This window comes from Haloplanus sp. C73, from assembly GCF_051195115.1.
Lineage (GTDB): Archaea > Halobacteriota > Halobacteria > Halobacteriales > Haloferacaceae > Haloplanus.
Genome location: NZ_JBNTJZ010000005.1, coordinates 213,506 through 235,968, shown reverse-complemented (window position 1 = coordinate 235,968; position 22,463 = coordinate 213,506). Strand labels below are relative to the sequence as shown.

General features: G+C 65.8%; 23 protein-coding genes. 11 read left to right on the top strand and 12 right to left on the bottom strand.

Features of this window, described 5'->3' with window-relative positions:
- Positions 1-2: 2 nt before the first annotated feature.
- From ACQUSQ_RS11080 to ACQUSQ_RS11065, 4 genes are all read left to right on the top strand, one after another.
- Entirely contained in the window at positions 3-905 is a 903-nt protein-coding gene (locus ACQUSQ_RS11080) for an ABC transporter substrate-binding protein (RefSeq protein ID WP_435069160.1), read from the top strand.
- 5 nt (positions 906-910) lie between these two features.
- Positions 911-1,912 (top strand): ABC transporter substrate-binding protein, encoded by a 1,002-nt coding sequence (locus tag ACQUSQ_RS11075; protein WP_435069158.1) that lies wholly within the window; start codon positions 911-913, stop codon positions 1,910-1,912.
- Positions 1,913-2,062: 150 nt separating this feature from the next.
- The gene (locus ACQUSQ_RS11070) at positions 2,063-3,055 is read left to right on the top strand and encodes an ABC transporter substrate-binding protein (RefSeq protein ID WP_435069157.1); all 993 of its coding nucleotides are present in this window, start codon (positions 2,063-2,065) and stop codon (positions 3,053-3,055) included.
- Positions 3,052-4,020 (top strand): ABC transporter substrate-binding protein, encoded by a 969-nt coding sequence (locus tag ACQUSQ_RS11065; RefSeq protein WP_435069156.1) that lies wholly within the window; start codon positions 3,052-3,054, stop codon positions 4,018-4,020. The genes ACQUSQ_RS11070 and ACQUSQ_RS11065 overlap by 4 nt, the downstream gene beginning before the upstream one ends.
- Here the strand turns inward: ACQUSQ_RS11065 and ACQUSQ_RS11060 are convergent.
- Positions 4,017-4,601 carry a hypothetical protein gene (locus tag ACQUSQ_RS11060; protein WP_435069154.1) on the bottom strand — a complete coding sequence of 195 codons (585 nt, stop codon included), beginning with the start codon at positions 4,599-4,601 and terminating at the stop codon, positions 4,017-4,019. The two genes, ACQUSQ_RS11065 and ACQUSQ_RS11060, sit on opposite strands and share 4 nt — an antisense overlap.
- 142 nt (positions 4,602-4,743) lie before the next feature.
- On the opposite strand from ACQUSQ_RS11060, the gene fdhF reads away from it, so the two are divergent.
- The gene (gene fdhF / locus ACQUSQ_RS11055; protein ID WP_435069152.1) at positions 4,744-6,873 is read left to right on the top strand and encodes a formate dehydrogenase subunit alpha; all 2,130 of its coding nucleotides are present in this window, start codon (positions 4,744-4,746) and stop codon (positions 6,871-6,873) included.
- On the opposite strand, the gene ACQUSQ_RS11050 is transcribed toward fdhF, so the two are convergent.
- The 5 genes from ACQUSQ_RS11050 to ACQUSQ_RS11030 all read right to left on the bottom strand — a co-directional run bounded on the left by ACQUSQ_RS11050 (position 6,870) and on the right by ACQUSQ_RS11030 (position 11,696).
- Positions 6,870-7,628 carry a hypothetical protein gene (locus ACQUSQ_RS11050; protein WP_435069150.1) on the bottom strand — a complete coding sequence of 253 codons (759 nt, stop codon included), beginning with the start codon at positions 7,626-7,628 and terminating at the stop codon, positions 6,870-6,872. The two genes, fdhF and ACQUSQ_RS11050, sit on opposite strands and share 4 nt — an antisense overlap.
- A 52-nt stretch (positions 7,629-7,680) precedes the next feature.
- Positions 7,681-8,298, bottom strand: a complete 618-nt coding sequence (locus ACQUSQ_RS11045) for a PGF-CTERM sorting domain-containing protein (protein ID WP_435069148.1) — start codon at positions 8,296-8,298, stop codon at positions 7,681-7,683.
- Between the two features lie 119 nt (positions 8,299-8,417).
- Positions 8,418-10,145, bottom strand: a complete 1,728-nt coding sequence (locus ACQUSQ_RS11040) for a pyrroloquinoline quinone-dependent dehydrogenase (RefSeq protein WP_435069146.1) — start codon at positions 10,143-10,145, stop codon at positions 8,418-8,420.
- Between the two features lie 3 nt (positions 10,146-10,148).
- Entirely contained in the window at positions 10,149-11,066 is a 918-nt protein-coding gene (locus ACQUSQ_RS11035) for a hypothetical protein (RefSeq protein ID WP_435069144.1), read from the bottom strand.
- Positions 11,067-11,231: 165 nt separating this feature from the next.
- A complete protein-coding gene (locus ACQUSQ_RS11030) occupies positions 11,232-11,696 on the bottom strand; it encodes a plastocyanin/azurin family copper-binding protein (protein WP_435069142.1) in 465 nt (154 codons plus the stop codon).
- A 199-nt stretch (positions 11,697-11,895) separates the two neighbouring features.
- Here ACQUSQ_RS11030 and ACQUSQ_RS11025 point away from each other — a divergent pair, with 199 nt between their 5' ends.
- The 3 genes from ACQUSQ_RS11025 to ACQUSQ_RS11015 are packed head-to-tail and all read left to right on the top strand — an operon-like array spanning position 11,896 to position 14,653.
- Positions 11,896-13,161, top strand: coding sequence for an ABC transporter substrate-binding protein (locus ACQUSQ_RS11025; RefSeq protein ID WP_435069140.1), 1,266 nt, complete (start codon positions 11,896-11,898; stop codon positions 13,159-13,161).
- A complete protein-coding gene (locus ACQUSQ_RS11020) occupies positions 13,158-13,913 on the top strand; it encodes an ABC transporter ATP-binding protein (RefSeq protein ID WP_435069138.1) in 756 nt (251 codons plus the stop codon). Before ACQUSQ_RS11025 ends, ACQUSQ_RS11020 begins: the two co-directional genes overlap by 4 nt.
- Entirely contained in the window at positions 13,910-14,653 is a 744-nt protein-coding gene (locus tag ACQUSQ_RS11015; RefSeq protein WP_435069136.1) for an ABC transporter permease, read from the top strand. The genes ACQUSQ_RS11020 and ACQUSQ_RS11015 overlap by 4 nt, the downstream gene beginning before the upstream one ends.
- On the opposite strand, the gene ACQUSQ_RS11010 is transcribed toward ACQUSQ_RS11015, so the two are convergent.
- The 3 genes from ACQUSQ_RS11010 to ACQUSQ_RS11000 are packed head-to-tail and all read right to left on the bottom strand — an operon-like array spanning position 14,654 to position 16,873.
- Complete coding sequence (locus tag ACQUSQ_RS11010) at positions 14,654-15,457, bottom strand: ABC transporter permease (protein ID WP_435069134.1); 804 nt, start codon at positions 15,455-15,457, stop codon at positions 14,654-14,656.
- A complete protein-coding gene (locus ACQUSQ_RS11005) occupies positions 15,457-16,527 on the bottom strand; it encodes an ABC transporter substrate-binding protein (protein ID WP_435069132.1) in 1,071 nt (356 codons plus the stop codon). Before ACQUSQ_RS11005 ends, ACQUSQ_RS11010 begins: the two co-directional genes overlap by 1 nt.
- A 55-nt stretch (positions 16,528-16,582) precedes the next feature.
- A complete protein-coding gene (locus tag ACQUSQ_RS11000) occupies positions 16,583-16,873 on the bottom strand; it encodes an amphi-Trp domain-containing protein (protein ID WP_435069130.1) in 291 nt (96 codons plus the stop codon).
- Positions 16,874-16,929: 56 nt separating this feature from the next.
- On the opposite strand from ACQUSQ_RS11000, the gene ACQUSQ_RS10995 reads away from it, so the two are divergent.
- On the top strand, positions 16,930-17,211 hold the full coding sequence (locus ACQUSQ_RS10995) for an ArsR/SmtB family transcription factor (RefSeq protein ID WP_435069128.1): 282 nt from the start codon (positions 16,930-16,932) through the stop codon (positions 17,209-17,211).
- On the opposite strand, the gene ACQUSQ_RS10990 is transcribed toward ACQUSQ_RS10995, so the two are convergent.
- Positions 17,208-18,356 (bottom strand): sodium:calcium antiporter, encoded by a 1,149-nt coding sequence (locus ACQUSQ_RS10990; RefSeq protein ID WP_435069126.1) that lies wholly within the window; start codon positions 18,354-18,356, stop codon positions 17,208-17,210. The two genes, ACQUSQ_RS10995 and ACQUSQ_RS10990, sit on opposite strands and share 4 nt — an antisense overlap.
- A gap of 225 nt (positions 18,357-18,581) precedes the next feature.
- Between ACQUSQ_RS10990 and ACQUSQ_RS10985 the strand changes: the two genes are divergently transcribed.
- Positions 18,582-19,796 (top strand): sodium:calcium antiporter, encoded by a 1,215-nt coding sequence (locus tag ACQUSQ_RS10985; protein WP_435069124.1) that lies wholly within the window; start codon positions 18,582-18,584, stop codon positions 19,794-19,796.
- 4 nt (positions 19,797-19,800) lie between these two features.
- Here the strand turns inward: ACQUSQ_RS10985 and ACQUSQ_RS10980 are convergent, their stop codons facing one another.
- Positions 19,801-20,850 carry a sodium:calcium antiporter gene (locus tag ACQUSQ_RS10980; RefSeq protein WP_435069121.1) on the bottom strand — a complete coding sequence of 350 codons (1,050 nt, stop codon included), beginning with the start codon at positions 20,848-20,850 and terminating at the stop codon, positions 19,801-19,803.
- 51 nt (positions 20,851-20,901) lie between these two features.
- Positions 20,902-21,690, bottom strand: coding sequence for an SDR family oxidoreductase (locus tag ACQUSQ_RS10975; RefSeq protein ID WP_435069119.1), 789 nt, complete (start codon positions 21,688-21,690; stop codon positions 20,902-20,904).
- Positions 21,691-21,818: 128 nt separating this feature from the next.
- Here ACQUSQ_RS10975 and ACQUSQ_RS10970 point away from each other — a divergent pair, with 128 nt between their 5' ends.
- Positions 21,819-22,463 carry a helix-turn-helix domain-containing protein gene (locus ACQUSQ_RS10970; protein ID WP_435069116.1) on the top strand — a complete coding sequence of 215 codons (645 nt, stop codon included), beginning with the start codon at positions 21,819-21,821 and terminating at the stop codon, positions 22,461-22,463.

Genomic DNA, 22,463 nt, shown 5'->3' with positions numbered 1-22,463 from the left:
CAATGAGTATGTCTGGCACAGAGACGATCAGGGTGTTCCACCTGCCCTTCTCGTTCATGCTGCCCCAGCGTGTCGCCGCCGAACGTGGCTACTTCGCCGACGAAGGTCTGGACGTCGAGTTAATCGAGCGCGACCGGACCTGCGTGACGAACAAGTACATCCCGGCCGAGGAGACGCTGACCGGCGACAACGACGTCGACCTCTACCCCATCTGCAAGTGGGAGAGCCTCAAGCGGACGTGGGAGTTCGACGACGGCCGCATCGTCGCCAAGGGCACCTTCGCCGACCAGCCGTACGCTGTCTTCGTCCGCCCGGATTCGGGTATCGAGGAGCCGGCCGACTTGGCGAACGAAGCCGTCGGCGTCAACCGCCGAACCGGACAGGAGTACACGGCGATTCGCGCGCTCGAAGCGCACATGGACCCCGACGACGTCGTCATCGAGGGCCACGGGATGCCGACCGACCGACTCCAAGCGCTCCGTGACGGCGACGTGGATGCGGTGACGCTGCTCGACCCGCACATCACGCTCGCAGAACACCTCGGCTTCGAGAAAGTGCTGGAGTTCGAGAACCACATGGGCGTCGTCGGCGCGGAGGCCCTCGAAGGCGAGACGCTCGACGCGTTCATGCGCGCCTACCGCCGCGCGGTCGAAACCATCAACGCCGACCCCGAGGCGTATCGCGACCAGTATCTCGATATGCTCTGGAAAGACGAGGAAGTCGCGCCTGACCTCTTCGAGGACGTCGACACCGACGCCGTCCGCGCGGCCATCGAGGTGCCCGAGTACGAGGTGCCGGAACTCGCGGACCGCGACGACCTCGACTACCACCTCGACTGGATGAAACAGCGGCAGTTGATTGCGGACGACGCCGACATCGACGCCATCGTCTCGCCGCTTCGCTAGCCCGCATGAGTCGGGCCCACATCGACGCCCAGCAGGCCGTCTTCGACGAGCATCACGCCGACCCCGGCGACCGGCCGGTGATGCGCGCCCGCTTCGAGCACAACGGTAGCCCGCGCTACCTGCTCTACACCATCAAGCGATTCGGCCTCGACCACGACCACGGCTTCCACCTCGACATCGAACTCGTCTCCGACGAACTCGAGAGCGGGATGGCGACGATTCGGGACCGCCTCCACGAGGGCGACACCGACCTCGTCGACACCGACTACCTCTCGGTGGCGCGCGAACGCGCCGACGGGGCGGCCATCGTCGCCGTCCATCCCTACGGACGGACGGTCGGCGGCCTCGTCGCCCACGAAGACGGCGATATCGACGGGCTGGCGGACCTGTCGGACCGGCGCATCGGCGTGACGCGCCGCCTCGACAAGAACTGGATTCTGACGCGGGCGGCCTGTCGCGAGTTCCACGACTTCGACCCCGCGGAGACGGCGACGCTCGTCGAGGCCGATTCCCGAGACGACCTCACCCAACTGATTCGCGAGGGCGAGGTCGACGCTGGCTTCCAGTTCTGGCCGCTCGTGCCCGAACTCACGCGGACCGGTCCCTTCGAGGAGGTGGTCTCGGTGTCGACGCTGGTGCAACGGCTCTCGGGCGCCGACGACAAGGTGCCCATCGCCACTTTCCTCACCGGCGAGTCGTATCTCGACGCCCACCCCGACGCAGTGCAGGGCTTCGCGGCGGCGGCGCGCGACGCGACCGACCGCCTCCGCACCGACGACGACCTCTGGACGGACATCGGGGAGCGTCTGATGCGGACGGACGACCCGGTCGTCGTCCGCGCGGTCCGTGACGGGTGGCGCGATATGGCCGTCCGCGACTGGGACGCGGAGCGCATCGACGGAATGTATCGCCTGTTCGACCACCTGAAAGCCGTCGCCGGCGCGGACGCCCTCGGCCTCGACAAGATTCCCGACGGAACCGTTCGCCCCGTCGACACGGACATATGAACGTTCCCAAGGAAATTTTATGCCGGTCCAGTCGTACCCTGCGGGTATGCCGACCGACGAGACCATTGTGACGCGCCGTCGGGCCGCGCCCGACGCCGTCCCCGCCGAACCGGAGTCGCCGCGACGACCATCCCGCGCTCTCTCTCACCGATGAGTCAGGACCACGTCGCCGCTCAGCAGGCCGCACTCGACGAGCATCACGACGACCCGGGCGACCTGCCGGTGATGCGCGCCCGCTTCGAGCACAACGGCAGTCCGCGCTACCTGCTGTACACCATCAAGCGCTTCGGGTTCGACCGGGACCACGGCTTCCACCTTGACGTCGAACTCGTCTCTGACGCGCTCGAAGACGGCATCGAGACGGTCGAGGAACTGCTACAGGAGGGCCACGCCGACCTCATCGACATCGATTACATCTCCATCGCCCGCGAGCGCGCGGGCGGCGCCGACATCGTCGCCTTCCACCCCTACGGGCGGACGGTCGGCGGCCTCGTCGCCCCCGAGGACAGCGACATCGACGGGTTGGAGGACCTCTCGGGCAAGCGCATCGGCGTCGTGCGACGCCTCGACAAGAACTGGATTCTGACGCGGGCGGCCTGCCGCGAGTTCCACGACTTCGACCCCGACGAGACGGCGACGCCCGTGGAGGCCGGCTCGAAGGTCGAACTCACGCGGATGATTCGCGAGGGCGAGGTCGACGCCGGCTTCCAGTTCTGGCAAATCATCCCCGAAATCACGGAGACGGGTCCCTACGAGAACGTCCTGCCCGTCTCGGAGTTGGTCCAGCGACTCTCGAAGACGGACAACAAACTCCCCATCGCCCCCTTCCTCACGAGCGGCGAGTATCTCGACGAGCAGACCGAGACGGTCCGGGCGTTCACCGACGCCTATCGCGACGCCGTCGACCGACTCGTCGAGGACGACGAGATTTGGGAGGAAATCAGCGACCAGTTGATGTCCTACGACGACCCCGAGGTGATGCGCGCGGTCCGTGACGGCTGGCGCGACATGGTCGTCCGCGACTGGGACGAGGACAGCGTCGAGGGGATGTATCGCCTGTTCGACCACCTGAAAGCCGTCGCCGGCGCGGACGCGCTCGGCGTCGAGGAGATTCCCGAGGGCACCTTCGAGGTCGACCCATGACAGACACTGTCACCTTCCAGTTGAACTGGGAACCGAACGGCTTCCAAGCGCCGTACTTCCTCGCGCGCCGCGAGGGCTTCTACGCCGACGAGGGGCTGGACGTGGAGTTCGTCGAGGGCCACGGCTCGCCGTTCGCCGCCGAACAGACCGCCAAGGGGCGGAGCGACCTCGGCCTCGCTGGCGGGAGCGCCGTCCTCTCGGTCCGCAGTCAGGGGCTCGAACCGCTTGCCGTCGCCGCCGTCAGCCAGAAGACGCCGGCGACCATCTACAGCCTCCGCGACGTCTTCGGCGAGCCATTCACCGAACCCGAACAGCTCCGGGGCCGGACCGTCGCGCCGTCGGCGACCAAGACCCGCATCCTCACGCTCCAGTTGCTCGAAGAGCGGGGGATTCGCGACGAGGTCGAGGTTCACGACGTGCAGAAACACACGCATCACCGCGTCGAACACCAGTTGCTCGACGGCGACGTCGACGCGGCGGTGGGCGTGGTCACCAACGGGAAGGAACTCGAACGGGAGTACGACCGGACCGCGGACGAACTCCTCATCGGCGACTATCTCGACGTCTACGGGATGACCGTCGTCACCAACCCCGACTTCGCGGCGTCGAACCCCGACACGATTCGCTCGTTCCTGCGGGCGACGGCTCGCGGGTGGGAACTGGCGACGAACGACCCTGACCGGGCCGTCGACGCGCTCATCGACCGCAACGCGCAACTCGAACACAACCGCGAGGTCGAGCGGATGAAGTTCCTCGCCTCCGCCGAAGACCTGCAGTTCACCGAGTTCGTCCGCGAGGCGGGCTGGGGGCATCACGAGGCCCAGCGCTGGACGAATCTCGGTGAGATGCTCGCCGAGACTGACCTTCTCGAATCGCCGGTCGACCCCGAGGAGGCGTGGACGAACGAGTACGTCGACGACTCCGACCCGGTTATCGCGAACTACGCCGAGCGCATCGGCCGTTAGTCGCCGCGTCGCCACAGCGCCCGGTACACCGTCCACAGGTCGTGGTCGGTCCGGTCGGCGACGGCACGCACCGCGTCGAGATACCGCTTGTAGTCGGCGGCGGTCACGTCCGCCGGATACGGCTCGTCGAGTTCGCCCGCCTCGTGGAGTGCGGTCCACTCTCGCTCACCGATAGCCACGCACTCGTCGGGGTGTGTGTAGGCGAGGAAGGCGGACGCGACGGGGACGTCGACGCCGGTCAGCGAGGTCAGCGCGCCGAGTCGCTCGTCGAACGCCGTCGCCTCCGCGGCGCTCTGGAGTCCGTCGACCATCGTCTCGTAATCGTTGTCGAGAAACCGTTCCTCGGCGGCGCGGCGCTCCGCGTCGTCGACGTCGCCGCGGCGGTAGTACCACTGGACGACCCACTCGGCGTCGCGCCGGCCGAAGTCGCCGGCGGCAAACGCCTTCGGGAGGGTCTGGGTGTGTTCTCGCTCGACGAGGTCGAAAGGCTCGCGACGCTCGTACGCGTCGGCCAACTCGGCTATCTGCTCCGCAGTGAGGGCGTCGTCTCCGCCGTCAGTTCGTGGGATATGACCCGGCATACGTACGCATTCGGCCCGCGAGGGGTGAACGTTTCCCTGTGGCGTCATTTGCCGCAATCACCAACTAACGCCTCCGACGAAGGGGTTTCGCACGGTACCGGATGACAACATTGATGGTTTACCATGTCGATTCTTACATACAATGTCATCCGAATCCAGCGACGAATCGGACGGGCCAGTCAAAACTATCTGCCCGTACTGTGGGGTCGGGTGCGGTATCCAGATAACGAAGGACGACGAGGGTGAAGTGTCCTTCCGACCGTGGGGTGACGCCCCGGTCAACGAGGGGAGTATCTGCATCAAGGGTGGCGCGGCGACCCAGTCGGTCAATCACGAGGACCGCCTGACTGAGCCGCTCATCCGTGACGACGACGGCGAACTCCAGGAAGTCTCTTGGGACGAAGCCTACGACTACGTCGTCAGCGAGATGGAACGCATCCGCGAGGAGCACAGCGCCCAGGGCATGGGCTTCTATGGCTGTTCGAAGGCCATGAACGAGGACAACTACCTCATTCAGAAGCTCGCCCGCCGCTACGGCACCAACAGCATCGACACCTGTACGCGGATGTGTCACTCCTCGACGGTGTACGCGCTCAAAAACAGCCTCGGCGAGGGCGCGATGACCAACAGCATGGAGGACCTCGAAGAGTCTGCGGACGTATTCTGGATTCAGGGCGCCAACCCCGGCGAACAGCACCCCATCGCCAACAGCCAGTACTTCCGACAGGCTGTCCTCGAAGGCGCGACGGTCATCCAGGTCGACCCCCACGCCAACAAGACGACGCGGTCGTTCGAAATCACCGAGACCGACCGTCACATGCATCTCCAGCTCGAGCCGGGGACTGACATCCCGCTGCTCAACATCGTCATCAAGACGATTCTGGAGAACGACTGGGTCGACGAGGAGTTCATCGCAGAGCGCACCGAGGGCTTCGAGCACCTGAAGGAGACGCTCGAAGACTTCGACAAGGAACAGGCCGCCGAGGAGTGTGGCGTCCCCCTCGAAGACATCGAACTCGCCGCCGAGAAGTACGCGATGGCGAACAACGGCTGCATCTTCACTGGCATGGGGATGAGCCAGCACACCTGCGGCGTCGACAACGTCCAGAACGAAATCAACCTCGCGCTCATCACGGGCAACCTCGGCAAGCCGGGAACCGGCGTCAACCCGCTCCGTGGCCAGAACAACGTGCAGGGCGCGTCCGACGTGGGCGCGATGCCGAACGTCCTCCCCGGCTACCGCGATGTCTCGGACCCCGAGGTCCGCGCGGACGTCGAGGAGGTCTGGGACTTCGAGATTCCGGAGACGCCCGGGCTGACGAACGTCGAAGTCTCTCACGAAATCGGCGACACCATCCACGGGCTCTACATCATGGGCGAGAACCCCGTGATGAGCGAACCCGACACCAACCAAGTCGAAAAGCGGTTCGAGGAACTCGACTTCATGGTGGTGCAGGACATCTACGAGACGGAGACGGCCGAGTACGCCGACGTGATTCTGCCCGCCACGACGTGGGCGGAGCGCGACGGCACCGTCGTCAACACCGACCGCCGCACCCAGCGGATGCGCGGCGTCGGCAAGGTTCACCCGAACACGAAACACGACCAGGAAATCCTGTGTGATATCGGCAACCGCCTGTTCGGCGACGGGTCCTTCGACTTCGACGGCCCCGAGGAAGTGTTCGAGGAGCTTCGACAGGTCGCGCCCATCTTCCACGGCATGACCTACGACCGACTCGGCGAGGAGGGTGTCCACTGGCCCTGCTACGAGCCCGGTGACGAGGGTGACGACTACCTCTACGCCGATGGCTTCACGACCGAGAGCGGTCTCGGTCAGATAGAAGGCGTCAAACACCAGCCGCCGAAGGAGACGCCCGACGAGGACTACCCGCTCATCCTCACCACGGGCCGCATCATCGAGCACTACAACACGGGGACGATGAGTCGACGCTCCGCGACGCTCAACCGCGTCGAGCCGGAGAACTTCGTCGACATCCACCCCAACGACGCCGAGACGTACGGCGTCGAGGACGGCGACTACGTGACGCTCAAATCTCGACGCGGCGAAATCGAGGTCCAAGCTCGCGTCACCGAGGACATCAAGGAAGGGACGGTGTGGACGACGCCGCACTTCCCCGAATCCGGTGGGAACCGCCTCACGAACGACGTGCTCGACGAGCGCGCGAAGATTCCGGAGTTCAAGGCTGCCGCAGCCGAAATCGAGGTCACGGTCGACGCGGACGCAAACGCCGACGCGCCCGCCGACGACTAACCCAAGTCCTCGATAAGCCGGATATCGCACTCACTGCACGTCGCCATCAACACGCGCTCGGATTCGGTACAACACGTTTCGACGGTCTCAGTTTTATCGCGAACCAACTCGCCGTCACACAGCGGGCAGTAGCCCAGTAGCTTCCGCAGGTCACGGAGCGTCGCCACGCGTTCGTCGGGGTCGAGCGACGCCCACGCCTCGCCGCCGCGTTCCTCGAGGACGGCCGCTGCCGCGGCGTCGGCGAGCAGTGCCGACTCGGAGAGCCACTGTCTGAGGCCGCCGTCGACGACGTAGGCCACGTCGCCGCGGACGCCGGACGCCTCGTCGACGCCGAGCAGAGTCGCCACGTCGTCGTCGTCGACGCCCCGTTCTCGCATCGCTTCGATTCGCTCGTCCCACGACGACGCGAACGACCCGACGAGACGCCCGCCCTCGGGCGTCGCCCGCACGGCCACGCCGTCGACCGGTTCGAGCGTCTCGCGGAGTTCGAGTTCCTTCCCGAATAGCTCCAGAACCCACGGCGGGAGATACCGCATCGTGAGTTCGGGCGTCCCCGGGACCAGATAGCCGCGGAAGTAGACGGCGCCGAGCGACCCTGCGAGAGCGATTATCCCGCCGAGCGGGCCGAGGGCGACTGTCACCACGCCAGCGACAGCGACGGCGAGACAGACGTTCACGACCGTACAGGGGAGACATCGGTTCTCGCCCGTGTACTCCGGGCGGCGCAGTCGGTCACCGACTGATTGCAGACCCATTGCTACCCGGTTGGGTGTACACCTCGAAAAAAGCTGTGAGCCGTCGGGCGAGTTACTCGTCGCTCTTGCGCTGGAGCGCGCCGTAAGTCGCAGCGCCGAGTGCGGTCACCGCTGCGCCGACGCCGAAGCCGGGGCCGCCCCCGGAGGTTTCGCCGTCGCCGCCACCGCCGCCGTCCCCACCGTCGCCACCGCTCTCGGTGGGCGACGGCGAGGACATTTCCCCGCCATCGCTCTCGGTAGGCGTCGCGGTTGCGCCGCCGGAGACGCTGAAGTCTCCACCTTCGCCCATGTGCTCCTCGCAGTAGTACTCCGAGAGGTTCCCGCTGGCGTTGAACGTCGCCGTTCGGCTGACGCCCGTCTGGAAGACGTACTCCCCGCGTCGGACGATGCGGTCCTCGCGAGCGACCACGAGGTTGTGGCGAGCGGTACCAGACTGCGAGCTCTCCGGAATGAAGCTCGTCGTCCACTCGATGGTGTACTGGTTACCGGCTTCCACTTCCAGCGTCGGGTTGGTCGTTCCCTCAATGCTGGAGGGCGCGCGACCGACGAACCCGTCCTCCGTCAGTTCGAGTTCGAAGGTCTGTGCTTGTGCTGTCGCCGATCCCGCGGCGCCGGCCAGTCCGGTCGTCGCTGCCGCAGCACCGATCAGGAATTGTCTTCGCGTCGCCATACCCGTTCCGTGTATCCCACATTAAATAAAATTAGGGGTACTCGGTACGAGAACACCACTCACACTAGCTCGACGCGTCGCTGTCGGCCGATGAAAAAATGGAGAAGTCGGTCGTCGGATTACTCGCTGAGGCCGAAGACGGCGACGGTGGAGCCACGGCGACCGCCGTGGAGCCAACCGGAGCCACCGACCTGCACTGCGACGTACTGCTTGCCCTCGCCGGGGTCGTACCAGCTAGAGAGCGACGAGCAAATCGGCGCGCCGAGCTGGAACTGCCAGAGACGGTCACCGCTCTCGCCGTCGTAGGCGATGAGGTTCCCGTTCTGCGTGCCGGCGAACATCAGACCGCTCGCGGTCGTGATGGAGCCGCCCCAGAGGTAGTCGCTGGTCTCGTCCGAGGAGATCCAGTCACGCCAGACGCGTTCGCCGGTCGACGGGTCGACGGCGACGATGGCGCTGAGGTTGCCGTTCCAGCCGGACGGTTCGCTGACGTCGGGCCAGTCGTTGAGGCCGCCGCCCCAGTAGGTCTGGCCTGCCTCGTACTGCGCCTCTTCCCAGAAGATTTCGTGCGGCGCGTTGTTCTGGTTCATGTAGACCAGACCCGTCTCGTGGCTGTACGACGGGGGCTGCCAGTCGTTGCCACCGTGGGCACCGGGCACGAAGGAGACACGACGGTCCTCGTCGACGTGAGGGACCATCTTCCACATGTTGATGTGTTGGGTCGTCTCCTCGGAGCGCTCGAGCAGCTGGCCGTTGCCAGCGTCCATCGTGTACACCCAGGCCGTCTTGCCGGGGCTGATGACGACGTCGCTCGTCTCGCCGTCGCTCATCTCCATGTCGTTGACACGGATTTTGGGCGCGGAGGAGTCGTAGTCCCACACGTCGTGGGGGGACTCGCCGTAGTGCCACTGGATGGACCCATCGTCGACGCTGAGCGTCAGCGTCCCGATGGTGTAGCGGTTCGGACCCGGACGGACCGTGCCGTCGAAGTCCGGACCGGGGTTGCCGACCGGTGCGTGGAGCATCCCGCTCTCGGGGTCGAGCGTCGGCGTCATCCACACGGTACCGGCACCGTGTTCGTGGGAGTCGCCGGCCCATTCCTCGGCCGGCGTGGTGTTCGTTCGCCAAATCTCTTCCCCGCTCTCGGGGTCGTGAGCGGCGACGAAGCCACTGACACCGTACTCGCCACCGGCGGAGCCGGTGATGACCATGCCGTCGTGGACGATGGGTGCCCACGTGGCGGAGTAGCCAATCTCGTGGTCGCCGGTCGACTGGTACCACTCTTCTTCCCCGGTGTAGCGGTTGAGCGCCACGATACCGGAGTCGAGGGTGGTCATGTAGACCTTGTCGCCGTGGACAGCGAAGCCACGGTTGTTCGCGTCACAGCAGAGAAGCAGCCCCTGCGGGTTCGCGTACGTGTAGCTCCAGAGGGTCTCACCAGTTCGGGCGTTGATAGCCTTCGCGTGGTTCGGCCCGTTGGTCTGGTACATGACCGGCGGGTCGCCGGGCACGACGATTGGGACGCCCTCCATGCTGGAGGCGACGCCACTCTGGACCAGATATTCGAGTTCGAGGTCTTCGACGTTCTCCGGCGTGATGACGTCCGCGCTGGTGTAGCGCTGCTGCTGATAGTTACCGCCGTACATCAGCCAGCTGGTTTCGTCCTCGGCCGCCGAGGCCTCACGCATCTCCTGCGTGACGTCTTTCTGCGGAATCTGGTCGATGTCGAACTGCTGGGTAATCGACTCGTCGGGAAGGTTGGTCAGGGTGTAGCCGTCCTCAACCTCCACCATCTCGATGTTCTGTGCCGCTTCTACCGCTGCGTCGTGTTGGTGAATGCTAGCCATGCGTTACGCACCTCCCGTGCGTGGGGCGCGCATTTCGTCTGTGATGCGCATCACGTCGTTCGTCAGGTCTTCCTGCCCGACAATCATCATCGCAGCGCCGGCGGACAGCGCAGCGGTGAGCTGCGCGTCGTTGAGCTCCTGAGCGCCCGCGAGGTCTTCGGCCGCGTTCGCGAGCAGGTGAAGACCGGCGTACATCTGCTTGAGGTCGCCGTAGTTGTTGTCGAGGATCGTGTCCGTCAGGAGTACCTCGTTCTGCCAGAGGTACGTGTCGAGGTAGTCCGTCCACAGCAGAACACCGGCCGACGCTCGCTGGTGGAGCGGGGCGATGTTCGCGGGGTCGAACCCTTCGACGCCGGCCGGGATGTTCTTCGTCGGCACCCACGAGGCCAGGCGTTCCTTGTTGTTGACGACGTTGACGACCGTCGACGTTAGCTCTGCTTCGCTGTAGCCGAGTTCGGTCAGCGCGGACGCGAGTGCGCCCGTGTTGATGAACTCACGTGCCGTCGCACCGATGTGCTCGGGCGTGAACTCCGGCAGGTGCTCCTCGACGCTCTCGAAGAAACCGACTTCCGCGAGATGCTCGTGGATGGCCCAACCGGGCTCGGCGAGCTGCTGGTACTCCGTACTTCCTTCAGCCGGGACGCCCATCGCCCGCAGCTCCGGAAGCCGGGAAATCTCTCCTTCGAGGGAGGCGAGCTCGCTACCGAGCAGACCTGCGTCGAGCGTGCCGACGAGGTCCGAGCGGATGGATTCGCCCATCGCGGCGAGTTCCCCCGCCGTTTCCCCTTCTACTTCGCCCCTGAGGTCGCTCAGGGTGAACTCGCTGCCTGCTGCCACTGCGCCTGTGAGCCCGACGACCTTGAGGAACTGACGACGGTCCTCTTGGCCAATCTCGGGCATTCCGTTTACATATTGCGACATGCCATACCACTCCGTACGTAGCGTAGGAATTGTCTATATTTAACTTTGTGATATATTTCACAATTGAGGAGGTTAATTAAATTAAGCTGTATAAGGTTATATGCAGGGAACGAACGTACGGGGGAGGATGGGGGCGTCTAAGCGCCGTTGGCGGATTGCTGCGACCTATCGGACCGTGATACTGCCAACCATACCCGAGGATGCGTGGGGCACGCAGACGTAGGTGTACTCACCGGTCGTCTCGAAGGTGTGGCGATAGGTGGTGCCTGCCTCGTTGAGCGAAACGTGATTGATGTCGTCGCCCGAGATGTCGTAGCTCGCCCACGGTTCGGCGCCTTCGGGGAGTTCGACGCTGCTGTGTGCGTCGGGGTGGCACGAGACGTTGTGGCCGCCGGAGTCGAACACGAACTCCACCGTGTCGCCCTGCGAGACGGCGGTGTTCGATGGCTCGAACTGGAGGCTGCCGCCCGGACCGACCGTAATCGTCGCGTCCGCGGGTTCGCTCGGCGTCGCCGTCGCCGTCGCCGTCGGCTCTGCCGTCTCGGTTGCCGTCGCCGTCGCCGTCGCTTCGTCACCGTTACCGCCACCGCCGTTACAGCCCGCGAGGCCAGCGATAACAGCACTACTCATCGTGGCTGCGAATTTGCGCCGCGACAGGAACTTCTTCGACTGTTTTGAGACCATCGGGTCGAATCTTCGGTTTCGATATAATAAATGTGATGAAGTTGCGTCAGGGACTCCCACACATACGGCCGCTCGTGTCCGTTTTGAAACAGCATCTGTGTGCTTCGCCTACAGTTTATATATCTTGTAGGGCCAAGAGACGAGCGTGCGAGTTCGAGAGTTCCCCATCCTCGGCGACGAGGACGAATCGACGGTCGAGGCCTTCGCCACCGGCCTCGACCGCGAGGCCGCCCGCGTCTTGACGTATCTCGTCGCCCGCGAGGAGTCCGAGCAGTTCTCCGGCGAGGCGGCGTCGCGACTGGCCGTCCGTGTCGGCGTCGACTTGGGCCGCGGGCGCGTCTCGGACGCGCTGGGAACGCTCACCGACTTGGGCCTCGTCACGGAGACGACTGTCGACAGCGAGGCGCCCGGCCGTCCGCCGAAGGGGTGGCGCGCCGACGCCGGCCGTGCCGACACCGCCGCTCGCGTCCGCGCCCTCCACGCCGACGCCTTGCTCGATCAGGCCGCTACGGTCGCCGCTACGCTCGGTGACGACTTCGATGCGACCGACGGCTCCGCCATCCCGGACGACTCTGGCTCCATCTCCGTCGGCCTGAACTGGGACCCGAACGGCCTCCACGCCCCGCTGTTCGCGGGGACGTACGACCTCGACGTGACCTTCACCGGCTGTCGGGGCTCTCACGCCGCCCTCTCCGCCGTCGCCGACAGCGACGTCGACGTTGGCCTCGCCGGCGCCGCCACGCTTCTTCGCGCGCACGCGTCCGGTCACGACGTCGTTCCACTTGCGCTGTGCTACCAGCGCGCGATGGTCGTCCTCTACACCACCCGCTCGGCCTTCGACGGCCCCCTTCGGAGTGTCGAGGACGTCCGCGGGCGTCGCGTAGCGATGCCCGCAGGGTCCGAAACCGGGGCACTCGGTCGCCTCTTCCTGTCGCAGGCCGGCGTCGTCGACGACGTCACCGTCATCCGGGCCGACGGCGAGGAGCGCGCCGCGTTGCTCGACGGCGACGCAGACGTTGCGACCGGCGTCTTTACCGACCCGCTCGAACTAGAGGGGATGGGCCACGACGTCGACTCGGTGTTGCTGGCCGACCACTTCCCCGTCCCCGGACCCGCCTTCGTCGTGCGTCGCGAGACGCTCCGAAACCGCCCCGACGCGCTCCGGGGCTTCCTCGAAGGCGCGATGGACGGCTGGGCGACTGCACGGACCGACCCTGCCGCCGCCGCGACGGCCGTCGCCGAGCAGTGTGGCGCCCCCCTCGACGACGAGCGCCGCAAACTCGAACAGGCGCTCGACCGCTTCGCGGGCGGCGACGCCGTCGCGAAGAACGGCTGGGGGTGGCACTCCGCGGACACGTGGGAGCGTCTGCGCGTCGCCCTCGACCAAGCCGCGGCCCTCGGGCGAACATGATTCGCGTCGACGACCTCTCGATCACGTACGGCGACCTCCGCGCGCTCGACGACGTCTCGCTCGACATCGAAGACGGCGAGTTCGTCACCATCGTCGGCCCCTCGGGCTGTGGCAAGACCACGCTCCTGCGGACCATCGGCGGCTTGGAGACGCCGACCACCGGGTCGGTTCGCGTCGACGGCGACTCGCCCGACGCCGCCCAGTCCGACGCCCGTCTCGGCTTCGTCTTTCAGGACCACACCCTCCTCCCGTGGAAGACGGCGCTGGAGAACGTGACCTTCCTCCGCCGGATGGCGGGCAAAGACCCCGACCCGGAGGGCGCCCGCGACCTGCTGGCGACGACCGGACTCGACGGGTTCGGGGACGCCCGACCCGCCGAACTCTCCGGGGGTATGAAACAGCGCGTCGCCATCGCCCGCGCCATCCACCTCGGCGCCGACGTGTTGCTCATGGACGAACCGTTCGGCGAACTCGACGAAATCACGCGCGACGAGATGAGCGTCGAAATCCTCCGACTGTGGCGCGAGAACCGCAAGACCGTCGTCTTCGTCACTCACAGCGTCCCCGAGGCGGTTTTCCTCGGCGACCGCTGTCTCGTCGTCTCCGGGTCCTCGGCCGCCGGTGGCGCCGGCCGAATCGTCGCCGAGTTCGACATCGACCTGCCGCGGCCGCGCGACGAGTCGGTCTTCGGTAGCGAAGCCTTCGGCCAGCAGGTGGCTCGGGTTCGGAGCGCGCTTCACGACGACGCATGAGGCGTGGCTCCGCCGCTCTCGGCCTCCCGTTACTCGGACTCGCTGTCGCCGTCGGCCTCTGGTGGGCGCTCACCGTCGTCTTCGCCATCCCGCCCTTTCTCCTGCCCTCGCCCGCCGCGGTGGTCGCGCGCCTCGCCGGCAACCCCGACCTGTATCTGGCAAACGCCGTCCAGACGCTCTATAAGATTTTGATTGGGGGCGCCACCGGCATCGCCGTCGGCTTCACGCTCGCACTCGTCGTCTGGGCGGTCCCGCTTCTCGAACGCGCCATCTACCCCTATCTCGTCGCGGCGCGCGTCCTCCCGAAAATCGCTATCGCGCCCGTCTTCCTCATCTACTTCGGCGTCGGCTTCGAGACGGCCATCCTCTTCGTCGCCGTCATCGTCTTCTTTCCCGTCGTCGTCGGGACGGCGGCGGGGCTGGACCGAACTCCCGAGTCACATCTCGACTTGCTTCGCTCCGTCGACGCCAGCCCGGTACAGACCTTTCTCGCCGTTCGCCTGCCACACGCCCTCCCGGACGTGTTCGCGGGCGTGAAGCAGTCGGTCACGCTGGCCGTCGTCGGCGCCGTCGTCGCCGAGTGGATTCTCTCGAACGACGGCCTCGGCTCGCTGATTCTCGTCGCCTCCGAGAACGTGCAGGTGGACGTCATGCTCGCCGCGCTGACCGTCCTCCTCGCGATGGGGCTGTGTCTGTACGGCGGCGTCGCGCTATGTTATCGGGCCGTCGCGTGGCAGTAATCAGCCCCAGTCAAGCCGGCGTTCGACCGCCGCCGGGAGCAGGTAGAACGTGAGGCCAAGCGCCGTGAGGAGAGCCAACGCCGCGAACGTCGTACTCGTCTGGAGATACTCCGCGGTGTGAAAGAGTTGGTAGCCCAGCCCCGATTCGAGGGTGAGAAACTCCGCGACGACGGTGCCGACGACGGCGAGTGCCGCCCCGAGTTTCACGCCCGCGAACACGCTCGGTGCGGCGGCGGGAACACGAACCCGGAGGAAGACGCGGGCTGGTGGCGCGTCTACCGACTCGGCGAGGTCCGTGTACTCCTCGGGCACCGCCCGGAGGCCGTCGACGGAGGCGATGGCCACCGGAAAGACCGTCATCGTCGTGACGAGCGCCGCCCGCGCGAGGACGCCGTCGCCAATCCAGAGGAAGACGAGCGGCGCGATGGCGACGAGCGGCGCGATGCGAAGTGCGATGAGATACGGGTGGACGAGCGCCGACGCCGTCTGCGATCCGACCATGGCGAACGCGAGCGTGAGGCCGACGACGACGCCGCCGAGCAGGCCGATTCCCGCCGTCAGCGCCGTCGTCGCCGCCGCGGCGACTAGCGTCTCTCTGGCCGCCAGCCCCGCCGCGAACACGTCACCCGGCGCGGGCAGGATGACTTCGGGGACGCCCGTCGACCGGACGAACCACTCCCAGCCGAGAAGCGCGAGGACGGCGACGGCCGCGGGCGGCCAGACGCGAGCGAAGACAGTCCGTACCGCGCCACCGCTCACCGAGGGCGTCGTCGCCGCCGTCAGCCGCCGGTCGCTCGTCGCCATCAGACCATATCGGTGTACGAGCCCACGTACTCGTCGTCGGTGTCGAGATACTCGTTGGTCCAGACGGTCGATGGGTCCACCTCGCCGCCGAGGGCATCGGCGTTCGCGAGGGCGTCGTGGGTGACCTGCCACGGCTCGGACCGGCTCCACCCCCAGCCGTGTTCCGCGACGGCGTCACCGGTCATGAACTCCGTCGCCAGCGTCTCCCACTTCTGTTGCTGTTGGTCCCGCGACTCCTCGAGGACGCCGTTGGCCTCGACGAGCAGGTCCGTCGCCTCCCCGGGTCGCTGCTGAGCCCACGCCGCCCCGCGGGCGGTGCCGCGGAGGAACGCCCGCACCGCCTCGCCGTTCTCGCTCGTCCACGACTGGTCGGCAGCGAGGACGTGGCCGTAGGAGGGGACGGTGTCGCCGACGCTGATGCTGTCGACGGTGTAGCCCTGCGCTTCCGCGCTGATGGCGTCGCCGAAGACGCCGCCCGCGGCGTCGATTTCGCCCGAGAGAAGCTGTTGGACGGTGTCGTAGCCGGTGTCGACGAGTTCGACGTCCTCGCGAACGCCCGCCTCGTCGAGGAGCAGCGTCGTCAGCGTTCGAACCATCCCCGGCCCGGTACCGACCGTCTTGCCCGCGAGTTGGTCGGCGCTCGTCAACTCCCCGCCGAAGGTGTCTCGCGTCGAGAACACCACCATCGGGCTCTTCTGCATCACGACCCCCACCGACTGCGGGGAGAGGTCGCGGCTGTTGACGTTCAGCACTTGGTCGCTGCTCGTGACCGCGAACTCGACGTTGCCGAGGCCGGCCTGTTTGGCCGAGAACGTCGACCCCTCGCCCGTCTGGATGGTTCCAAGCGTCAGGCCCTCCTCCTCGTAGAACCCGTTGGCCTTCGCGGCGAAGTAGGGAACGTGTAGCCCGTTCGGCTTCCAGTTGAGCAGGAGCGTCGACTCGCCCGGAATCGCGGTGCCCGTCGTCGTCCCCGTCGACGTGGCGCCGCCCGTGCCGAGACAGCCGGCAAGCCCGCTCGCGCCCACGCCAGCGGCGGCGAGAAACGCGCGCCGCGTCGGTGTCCGTCTCATACGCGGCTATCAGGACAGGATTAGTATAACGATTCCGGTGAAATATTTATATACCTCAGCTCACGTCGAGTTCGTCTTCCGGCGGCGACCACTCGAACTCCAGTTCCAGTTCGAGTTGGCGGTGGGTTTCGCCGACGAACTCCACCTCGACTTCGATTGGTTCGTCGAACTCGAACGGAATCTTCCACTCGTCGGTCGAGATGGTCAGGCGGGGTTCGGACTCGATTTGGTCGGCGAGGTCACGGAGAAACGCCGCGGTGCCCTCTCGGGAGAGTCGCACCTCGCGCTCGAAGTAGCCATCTGTGACGGTTCGCGGCCCGTCGTTCGCGTCCGGAAGGTCGGCCATGGAGGAGCTATAGAGGAGAGAGGTAAAATAGTGTGCGTCCCTAGGACGGGTAACCGATGTCTCTGTTCGACGTTCTCGGGAGCAAGGCGCGGCTGAAAATCATCCGCGAACTGTCCTCCGAGCCCCGATACGTCTCCGAACTCGCCGATAGCGTCGGTATGGACGGCAAGACGGCGGTCCATCACCTCTCGACGCTGGAGGAAGCCGGTATCGTCGAGAGCTATCGGACCAGCCGTCGGAAGTACTACCGCCTGACAAAACGCATCGAGCTCCGAGCCTCGCCCGGCCCGGACCCCATGTTTCTACTCCACGCCGACGACGTCGAGGAGACTGACTAGCCCTCGACGGGAAGCGTCGCGAAGTAGCGGATGTTGACGGCCAGATAGAGGACGTACATCCCGAGTAGCAAGGCTCCGTGGCGCCGCGACACCTCGCCTTTCCAGAACAGATACCCCGCGAGACCGGTGAACACGAACAGCGACGGCAAGTGGAAAAACACCGTCTCCCACCGGAAGTTGATGGTTCCCACCAGTCCGATGATGCCGATATTGGCGGTGACGAAAAAGAGGAGGCTCCCGATGACGCCGCCGACGGCGACGTCGTAGTACCCCAATCGGAGTGGCTCGATTATCAGGAGGAGGTCGTCGAGCGTGAGCAACACCGTCACCAGCGTCACCCCGATGAACGTGCCGGTGAGGTTCCACGTCGCCTGAATCCCTTCGACACCGGTCGAAGCGCTCTCCGCACCGACGACGATGCCGCCGATGCCGACTAGCAACATCGCCGGCCAGAACCAGCGAATCTCGGTCAGGCGTCGAATCGGGGCCGGCACGTACGACGGCACGCTGGCTTCGCCCTGCCCGTCCGCCGCCGAGATGACCTCCTTCACCTCGTCGGACTCCATGAACGTCCGGTCCATCTCACCCTCTCGCCGGTAGATGTACGCGAAGATTATCACGTACATGGCGATGAACGCGAGCGAAAGCGCCGGCGTCAACGACCCGGAGAGTAAGGGCGGAATCAACAACAGGGGCGCCCCAACCATCATGAGCAGATAGTCCCGTGGCACGTCGACGGCGAAGGGCACCGCGATGGCGCCCAGTGCGAGCGTCATGCCGAAAATCGAGACGGAGTTACCGATGGCCAGTCCGAAGGCCACGTTCTGCATCTCCGCGAACCCCGTGAAGAGACCAAACGCGACGTTGTCGAACTCCCATCCCGAGAAGATGATGGCGAGTAAGAACGCCGAGACGCCGAACCGGAGCGCCGTCCGAATCAGCGCGTGAATCAGAAGTTCGATACTCGCGAGGAGTATCAACGACCCCACCAACAGCGTCGCCACCGCGGCCCACCCCGACACTTCGAGGAGTTCACCCCCCTCTTCTCCCCCCTCTTCCTGTGCCGTGGCGAGGCCCGTTCCGACTGCCGAGAGCAGTAATAGTGCAATCAACACGACGCCCAGCCGACGATTCGCGAATCGCATCGCCGGTCTTTGCGAGTGGTCTGCCTTATGTGTCTCTGTCCGTGTATCGCTGTACGTTGAATTATTATACATACAACGTTTCGGCTTCCGTTTCGGCGGTACTCGCCTTCGAGCGCCCGTTTCCTCGGGGACGACGGAATGTAGATGTCTTCACCGTACCGAGTTCAGCGAACCCCCCTACCCCAGAACGGAGGTATAAGCCCCTGTTCGCCAACGTCAGGGTGAATGCCATCTCACGGTCGAACTATCGTTGCGGTCGCACTGCTCCTGTCGCTCCTTCTCGCGTCGCCGGCGGCGTCTGCCGTCGCAGGCAGTCTCGGCGTCGACGGCCCCGTCGGCACCGTCGCGGCACAGGAAGACGGTGAGGAAGGCGGCATCGAGGGTGCTATCTCCGGATTCGTCGAAGCACAGGGGACTATCGGGGCGGTACTCGTGCTTCTCGGCGGCGTCTTGCTCCTGACGGCGTGTACGGAGAAACTCATCAGCTACCTCGCGCGCGCATCGATTAACATGAAGATGTCGCTGTTCGCACTCGCCATCGTCTTCACCGGCTTCGAGTTCGACGACACGATTCTCGCACTCGTCCTCTCCGGCGGCGGGTTGGAGCAAGCCGCGCTGGGGACGGCGCTCGGAACCGGTTTGGCGATTATCGGCGTGACGCTCGCGGTGGCGGCGATGATTAAGCCGTTCCCGGTCGACCTGCCCACCGACTACATCGCCATCTTCGGCCTCGCGCCTATCGTCCTCGTCCCCTTCGTCATGCTCGGGACGCTCACGTTCGTCCACGGCCTGATTCTGACGGCCTTCTTCGTCTTCGCCTTCGGCTACTTCATCGTCCGCGAGCGCCAGCGCGAGATTCCGGTGTTTCGCGACACGGAACTCGGCAAAGAAATCCAGCCCGACGGCGGGGTAGCCCGCCCCAACTCGCTCGAAGAGATACCCGAGGACCGCGTACTCGGTGACCTCGCCGACTCCGGGTTCGTCTGGATTGGCCTCGCCATCGTCGCGCTCGCGGGCATCGTCTTCGCCGCAATGTTGCTGGAGGGTGGCTCGGAAGTCGTCATCGAAGGCTTCGGCATCGAGGAAACCGTCTTCGGCGCCACCTTCCTCACCCTCATCCTCACCTTCGAGGACATCATGCTCACCATCGAACCGGTCCGCCGGGGGTTCCCCGAAATCGGCGTCGGCAACGTCATCGGGAGCGTCCTCTTCTCCGTCACCGGCAACATCGGTGTCATCATGTTCCTCAGCGACGTGACCATCTCCTCGTCGGTGCTCACGTTCCACCTCCCCGCCATGATTGTCGTGACGGCGCTCGCCGCCTACTTCTTCTACACGAAGCGCGTCGAGCGCTGGCACGGCGCCCTCCTCGGCGGCCTCTACGTCGCCTACTGGGTCGTCTCCCTCGTCGTCCTGAGCGGGGTGCCAATCGGCGAGTAGACGCTCACACCGCGTAGTTCGCCACCCAGTACGCCGCGTAGGCGCCGAGGAGGAGGACGCCGGTCGGCCGACCCACTTTTCCGCGGTAGAACGCGAGGGCGACGACGAGCATCGTCCCGAAGAAGAAGGGCCAGTGAACGGTCATGACCGTTCCCGCCGTGTTCAGCGGATGGACGAGCGCTATCAGCCCCGCGTTGGCGCTGACGAAAAAGAGCATGCTCCCGACGACGTTGCCCACGCCGATGTGGGGGCGCCCCTGCCGGACCGGCTCGACCGTCAGAAACAGTTCTTCGAGCGACGCGATGAAGCTCATGACCGTCGCGCCGAAGGCCAGCCCCGTCACGCCGAGCAGCGTCAGTAGTTCCTGTGCTCCCTCGACGGCGAGTTCAGAGCCGACCGTCATGCCGACGGTGGCGAGGAGGGCGATGCCGAGAAACGCCGGCCCTTCGTAGCGCTCGGGGACGTGTTCCTCGACCAAGTCGTCGACGTCGATATCGAGGTCGAACCACCCTTCGTCTTCCTCCTCGTCCTCCATCGCCGCCTCCCGCTCGGCTTCCATGACCTCTACCTCCTCGGACGAGAGGTATCGCGTGTCCGTGTAGCGTTCGAGCGTGTAGATAATCGCGAGATAGGGAATGAACGTCGCGGTGAGAATCGCGCCGTCGAATCGGGAGAGGGTGCCGTCGAGCGCGAGCGCGAAAAAGAGAAAGGGGGCGAGTAGCATGAGGCCGAGGTAGTTCCGCGGCACCTCCGTCTCGAAGGGGACCACCACGCCCGCGAGGCCGACGGCGGCGCCGAGGATGAAAAGCGCCTCGCCGAAGACGGTGCCGAGCGCGAGGTCCGGGAGTTCGCCGTACGCCGCCGCGACGCCCAAGATGACGTTTTCGAGGTCCGTCCCCGCGAGGACGACGGTGAGGAAGAACCCCGAGATACCGAACGCCAGCGCCCCCTCGGCCACTGCCTCGATGAACGTCTCGACGCTCACGATGACGATAGTGACGCCGACCAAGAACAACACGACCGAAACCAGCTCTCCGGACAGTCCCAACACCATGCGAGTTGCAGGGTTGTACGACGGATGTTACATAAACCCCAAGCGTCCGACTCAGAGGTTCGAGGCGTGGTCGCCGCCGTCGACGGGGATGGCCGCGCCGTTGACGTAACTCGCGCGTTCAGACGAGAGGAAGGCGACGACATCGCCGAACTCCTCGGGCTGGCCGATTCGCTCCTGTGGGTTGCCGGCGCTCCACTCCTCGACACCTGTCTCGTAGTCGGGGTAGTCGCCCCGCTCGACGCCCTGTTCGACGAGTTCCTCGATGCGCGGCGTCTCGTGGGTTCCGGGCAACACCGCGTTCGCCCGGACGTCCGGTGCGAGTTCCTCGGACAGCGTCTTCTCCAGTCCGACGACGCTCATCCGCACCGAGTTCGAGAGGACGAGGCCGTCGATGGCCTCCTTGACGCTCCCCGACGCCACGTTGACGATGGTGCCGCCGCCGTCCTGCAGATGTGGGGCGGCCTCTCGAACCAGTCGCACGACGCTCATCACGAGGAGGTCGTACGCCTCGTACCAGTCCTCGTCGGTGGTGTCGAGGAAGGGGCCGCTCGGCGGGCCGCCGGCGCTCGTCACGAGGTGGTCGAGGCCGCCGAACTCCTCGACCGTCCGCTCGACGAGCGCCGTCACGTCGTCGGGGTCGGTGATGTCGCCTTGGATGCCCACCACGTCGCCCGTCGCCGTCTCGCGAACGTCGCTCACGGCGTCGGCGAGACGGTCCGGGTCGCGCCCGTTCATGACGACGTTTGCGCCCTCGGCGGCGAGCGCCGCCGCCGACGCTTTCCCCAGCCCGCTACTGGAGGCCGATACCAGTGCCGCGTTGCCGTCGAGTCCGAGGTCCATGCCGGGATTGTCGTGGCGGCGGTCAAAGAGCCACCGGAGTCGGAAAATCGCTCGAAACGATAAAGTCGGCGGGCGTGCCAGAGTAGGCGTATGCACGGGCGCATCGCATCGCGTGCCGGAGGGGCGGCGTGAGCCTCGTCGCCGTCGTCGACCTCGCCCACCCCGACCTCGCGCTGACGCCGACGATTCGGTCGACCGACGCGTCGATTCAGGTCGTCTCGCACACCGCGACCGACCCCGAGACGGGGATGTTCTTCTTCCTCGTCGAGGCGGACTCGTTCCCGGAGTTCGAGGCGGCGCTCGAAGCCGACCACACCGTCTCGGAGTCGATGCTCGTCGCCGAGGCGTCGACGACGCGCATCTACCGCCTCGGCCACACGCCGGGGACGAAACTCGTCTCGCCGCCGGTGACGGAGATGGGCGGGCTGATGCTCGAAGCCGAGAGCACGAGCGATGGGTGGTCAGTTCGGATGCAACTCCCCGACCGCGAGACGCTGGGCGCGCTCTGGGAGCACTGTGAGAACGAGGGCATCCAGTTCGAGTTGGGTCACATCTACTCGCTCGATGACTTCTCGCTCGACGGCGTGGGCCTCACCGACGCGCAACACGACGCGCTCATCATGGCCTACGAGGCGGGATATTTCGAGGAGCCGCGCGGAACGTCGCTGGAGGAACTCGCCGACGAACTCGACATCTCGCCGACGGCCGTCGGTGGCCGCATCCGCCGCGGCACCGCCCGGCTCATCGAGCGGACGCTTCTCGACGAGGAGTGA

Coding starts and splice junctions, on each gene's coding strand:
- ACQUSQ_RS11040 (WP_435069146.1), bottom strand. CDS start 10,145: ATGGCTAGCATTCACCAACACGACGCAGCGGTAGAAGCGGCACAGAAC.
- ACQUSQ_RS11020 (WP_435069138.1), top strand. CDS start 13,158: ATGATTCGCGTCGACGACCTCTCGATCACGTACGGCGACCTCCGCGCG.
- ACQUSQ_RS10975 (WP_435069119.1), bottom strand. CDS start 21,690: ATGGACCTCGGACTCGACGGCAACGCGGCACTGGTATCGGCCTCCAGT.
- ACQUSQ_RS11000 (WP_435069130.1), bottom strand. CDS start 16,873: ATGGCCGACCTTCCGGACGCGAACGACGGGCCGCGAACCGTCACAGAT.
- ACQUSQ_RS11075 (WP_435069158.1), top strand. CDS start 911: ATGAGTCGGGCCCACATCGACGCCCAGCAGGCCGTCTTCGACGAGCAT.
- ACQUSQ_RS10985 (WP_435069124.1), top strand. CDS start 18,582: ATGCCATCTCACGGTCGAACTATCGTTGCGGTCGCACTGCTCCTGTCG.
- ACQUSQ_RS10990 (WP_435069126.1), bottom strand. CDS start 18,356: ATGCGATTCGCGAATCGTCGGCTGGGCGTCGTGTTGATTGCACTATTA.
- ACQUSQ_RS11045 (WP_435069148.1), bottom strand. CDS start 8,298: ATGGCGACGCGAAGACAATTCCTGATCGGTGCTGCGGCAGCGACGACC.
- ACQUSQ_RS11060 (WP_435069154.1), bottom strand. CDS start 4,601: ATGCCGGGTCATATCCCACGAACTGACGGCGGAGACGACGCCCTCACT.
- fdhF (WP_435069152.1), top strand. CDS start 4,744: ATGTCATCCGAATCCAGCGACGAATCGGACGGGCCAGTCAAAACTATC.
- ACQUSQ_RS11035 (WP_435069144.1), bottom strand. CDS start 11,066: ATGTCGCAATATGTAAACGGAATGCCCGAGATTGGCCAAGAGGACCGT.
- ACQUSQ_RS11010 (WP_435069134.1), bottom strand. CDS start 15,457: ATGGCGACGAGCGACCGGCGGCTGACGGCGGCGACGACGCCCTCGGTG.
- ACQUSQ_RS11015 (WP_435069136.1), top strand. CDS start 13,910: ATGAGGCGTGGCTCCGCCGCTCTCGGCCTCCCGTTACTCGGACTCGCT.
- ACQUSQ_RS11070 (WP_435069157.1), top strand. CDS start 2,063: ATGAGTCAGGACCACGTCGCCGCTCAGCAGGCCGCACTCGACGAGCAT.
- ACQUSQ_RS11050 (WP_435069150.1), bottom strand. CDS start 7,628: ATGGGTCTGCAATCAGTCGGTGACCGACTGCGCCGCCCGGAGTACACG.
- ACQUSQ_RS11080 (WP_435069160.1), top strand. CDS start 3: ATGAGTATGTCTGGCACAGAGACGATCAGGGTGTTCCACCTGCCCTTC.
- ACQUSQ_RS11065 (WP_435069156.1), top strand. CDS start 3,052: ATGACAGACACTGTCACCTTCCAGTTGAACTGGGAACCGAACGGCTTC.
- ACQUSQ_RS11005 (WP_435069132.1), bottom strand. CDS start 16,527: ATGAGACGGACACCGACGCGGCGCGCGTTTCTCGCCGCCGCTGGCGTG.
- ACQUSQ_RS11030 (WP_435069142.1), bottom strand. CDS start 11,696: ATGAGTAGTGCTGTTATCGCTGGCCTCGCGGGCTGTAACGGCGGTGGC.
- ACQUSQ_RS10980 (WP_435069121.1), bottom strand. CDS start 20,850: ATGGTGTTGGGACTGTCCGGAGAGCTGGTTTCGGTCGTGTTGTTCTTG.
- ACQUSQ_RS10995 (WP_435069128.1), top strand. CDS start 16,930: ATGTCTCTGTTCGACGTTCTCGGGAGCAAGGCGCGGCTGAAAATCATC.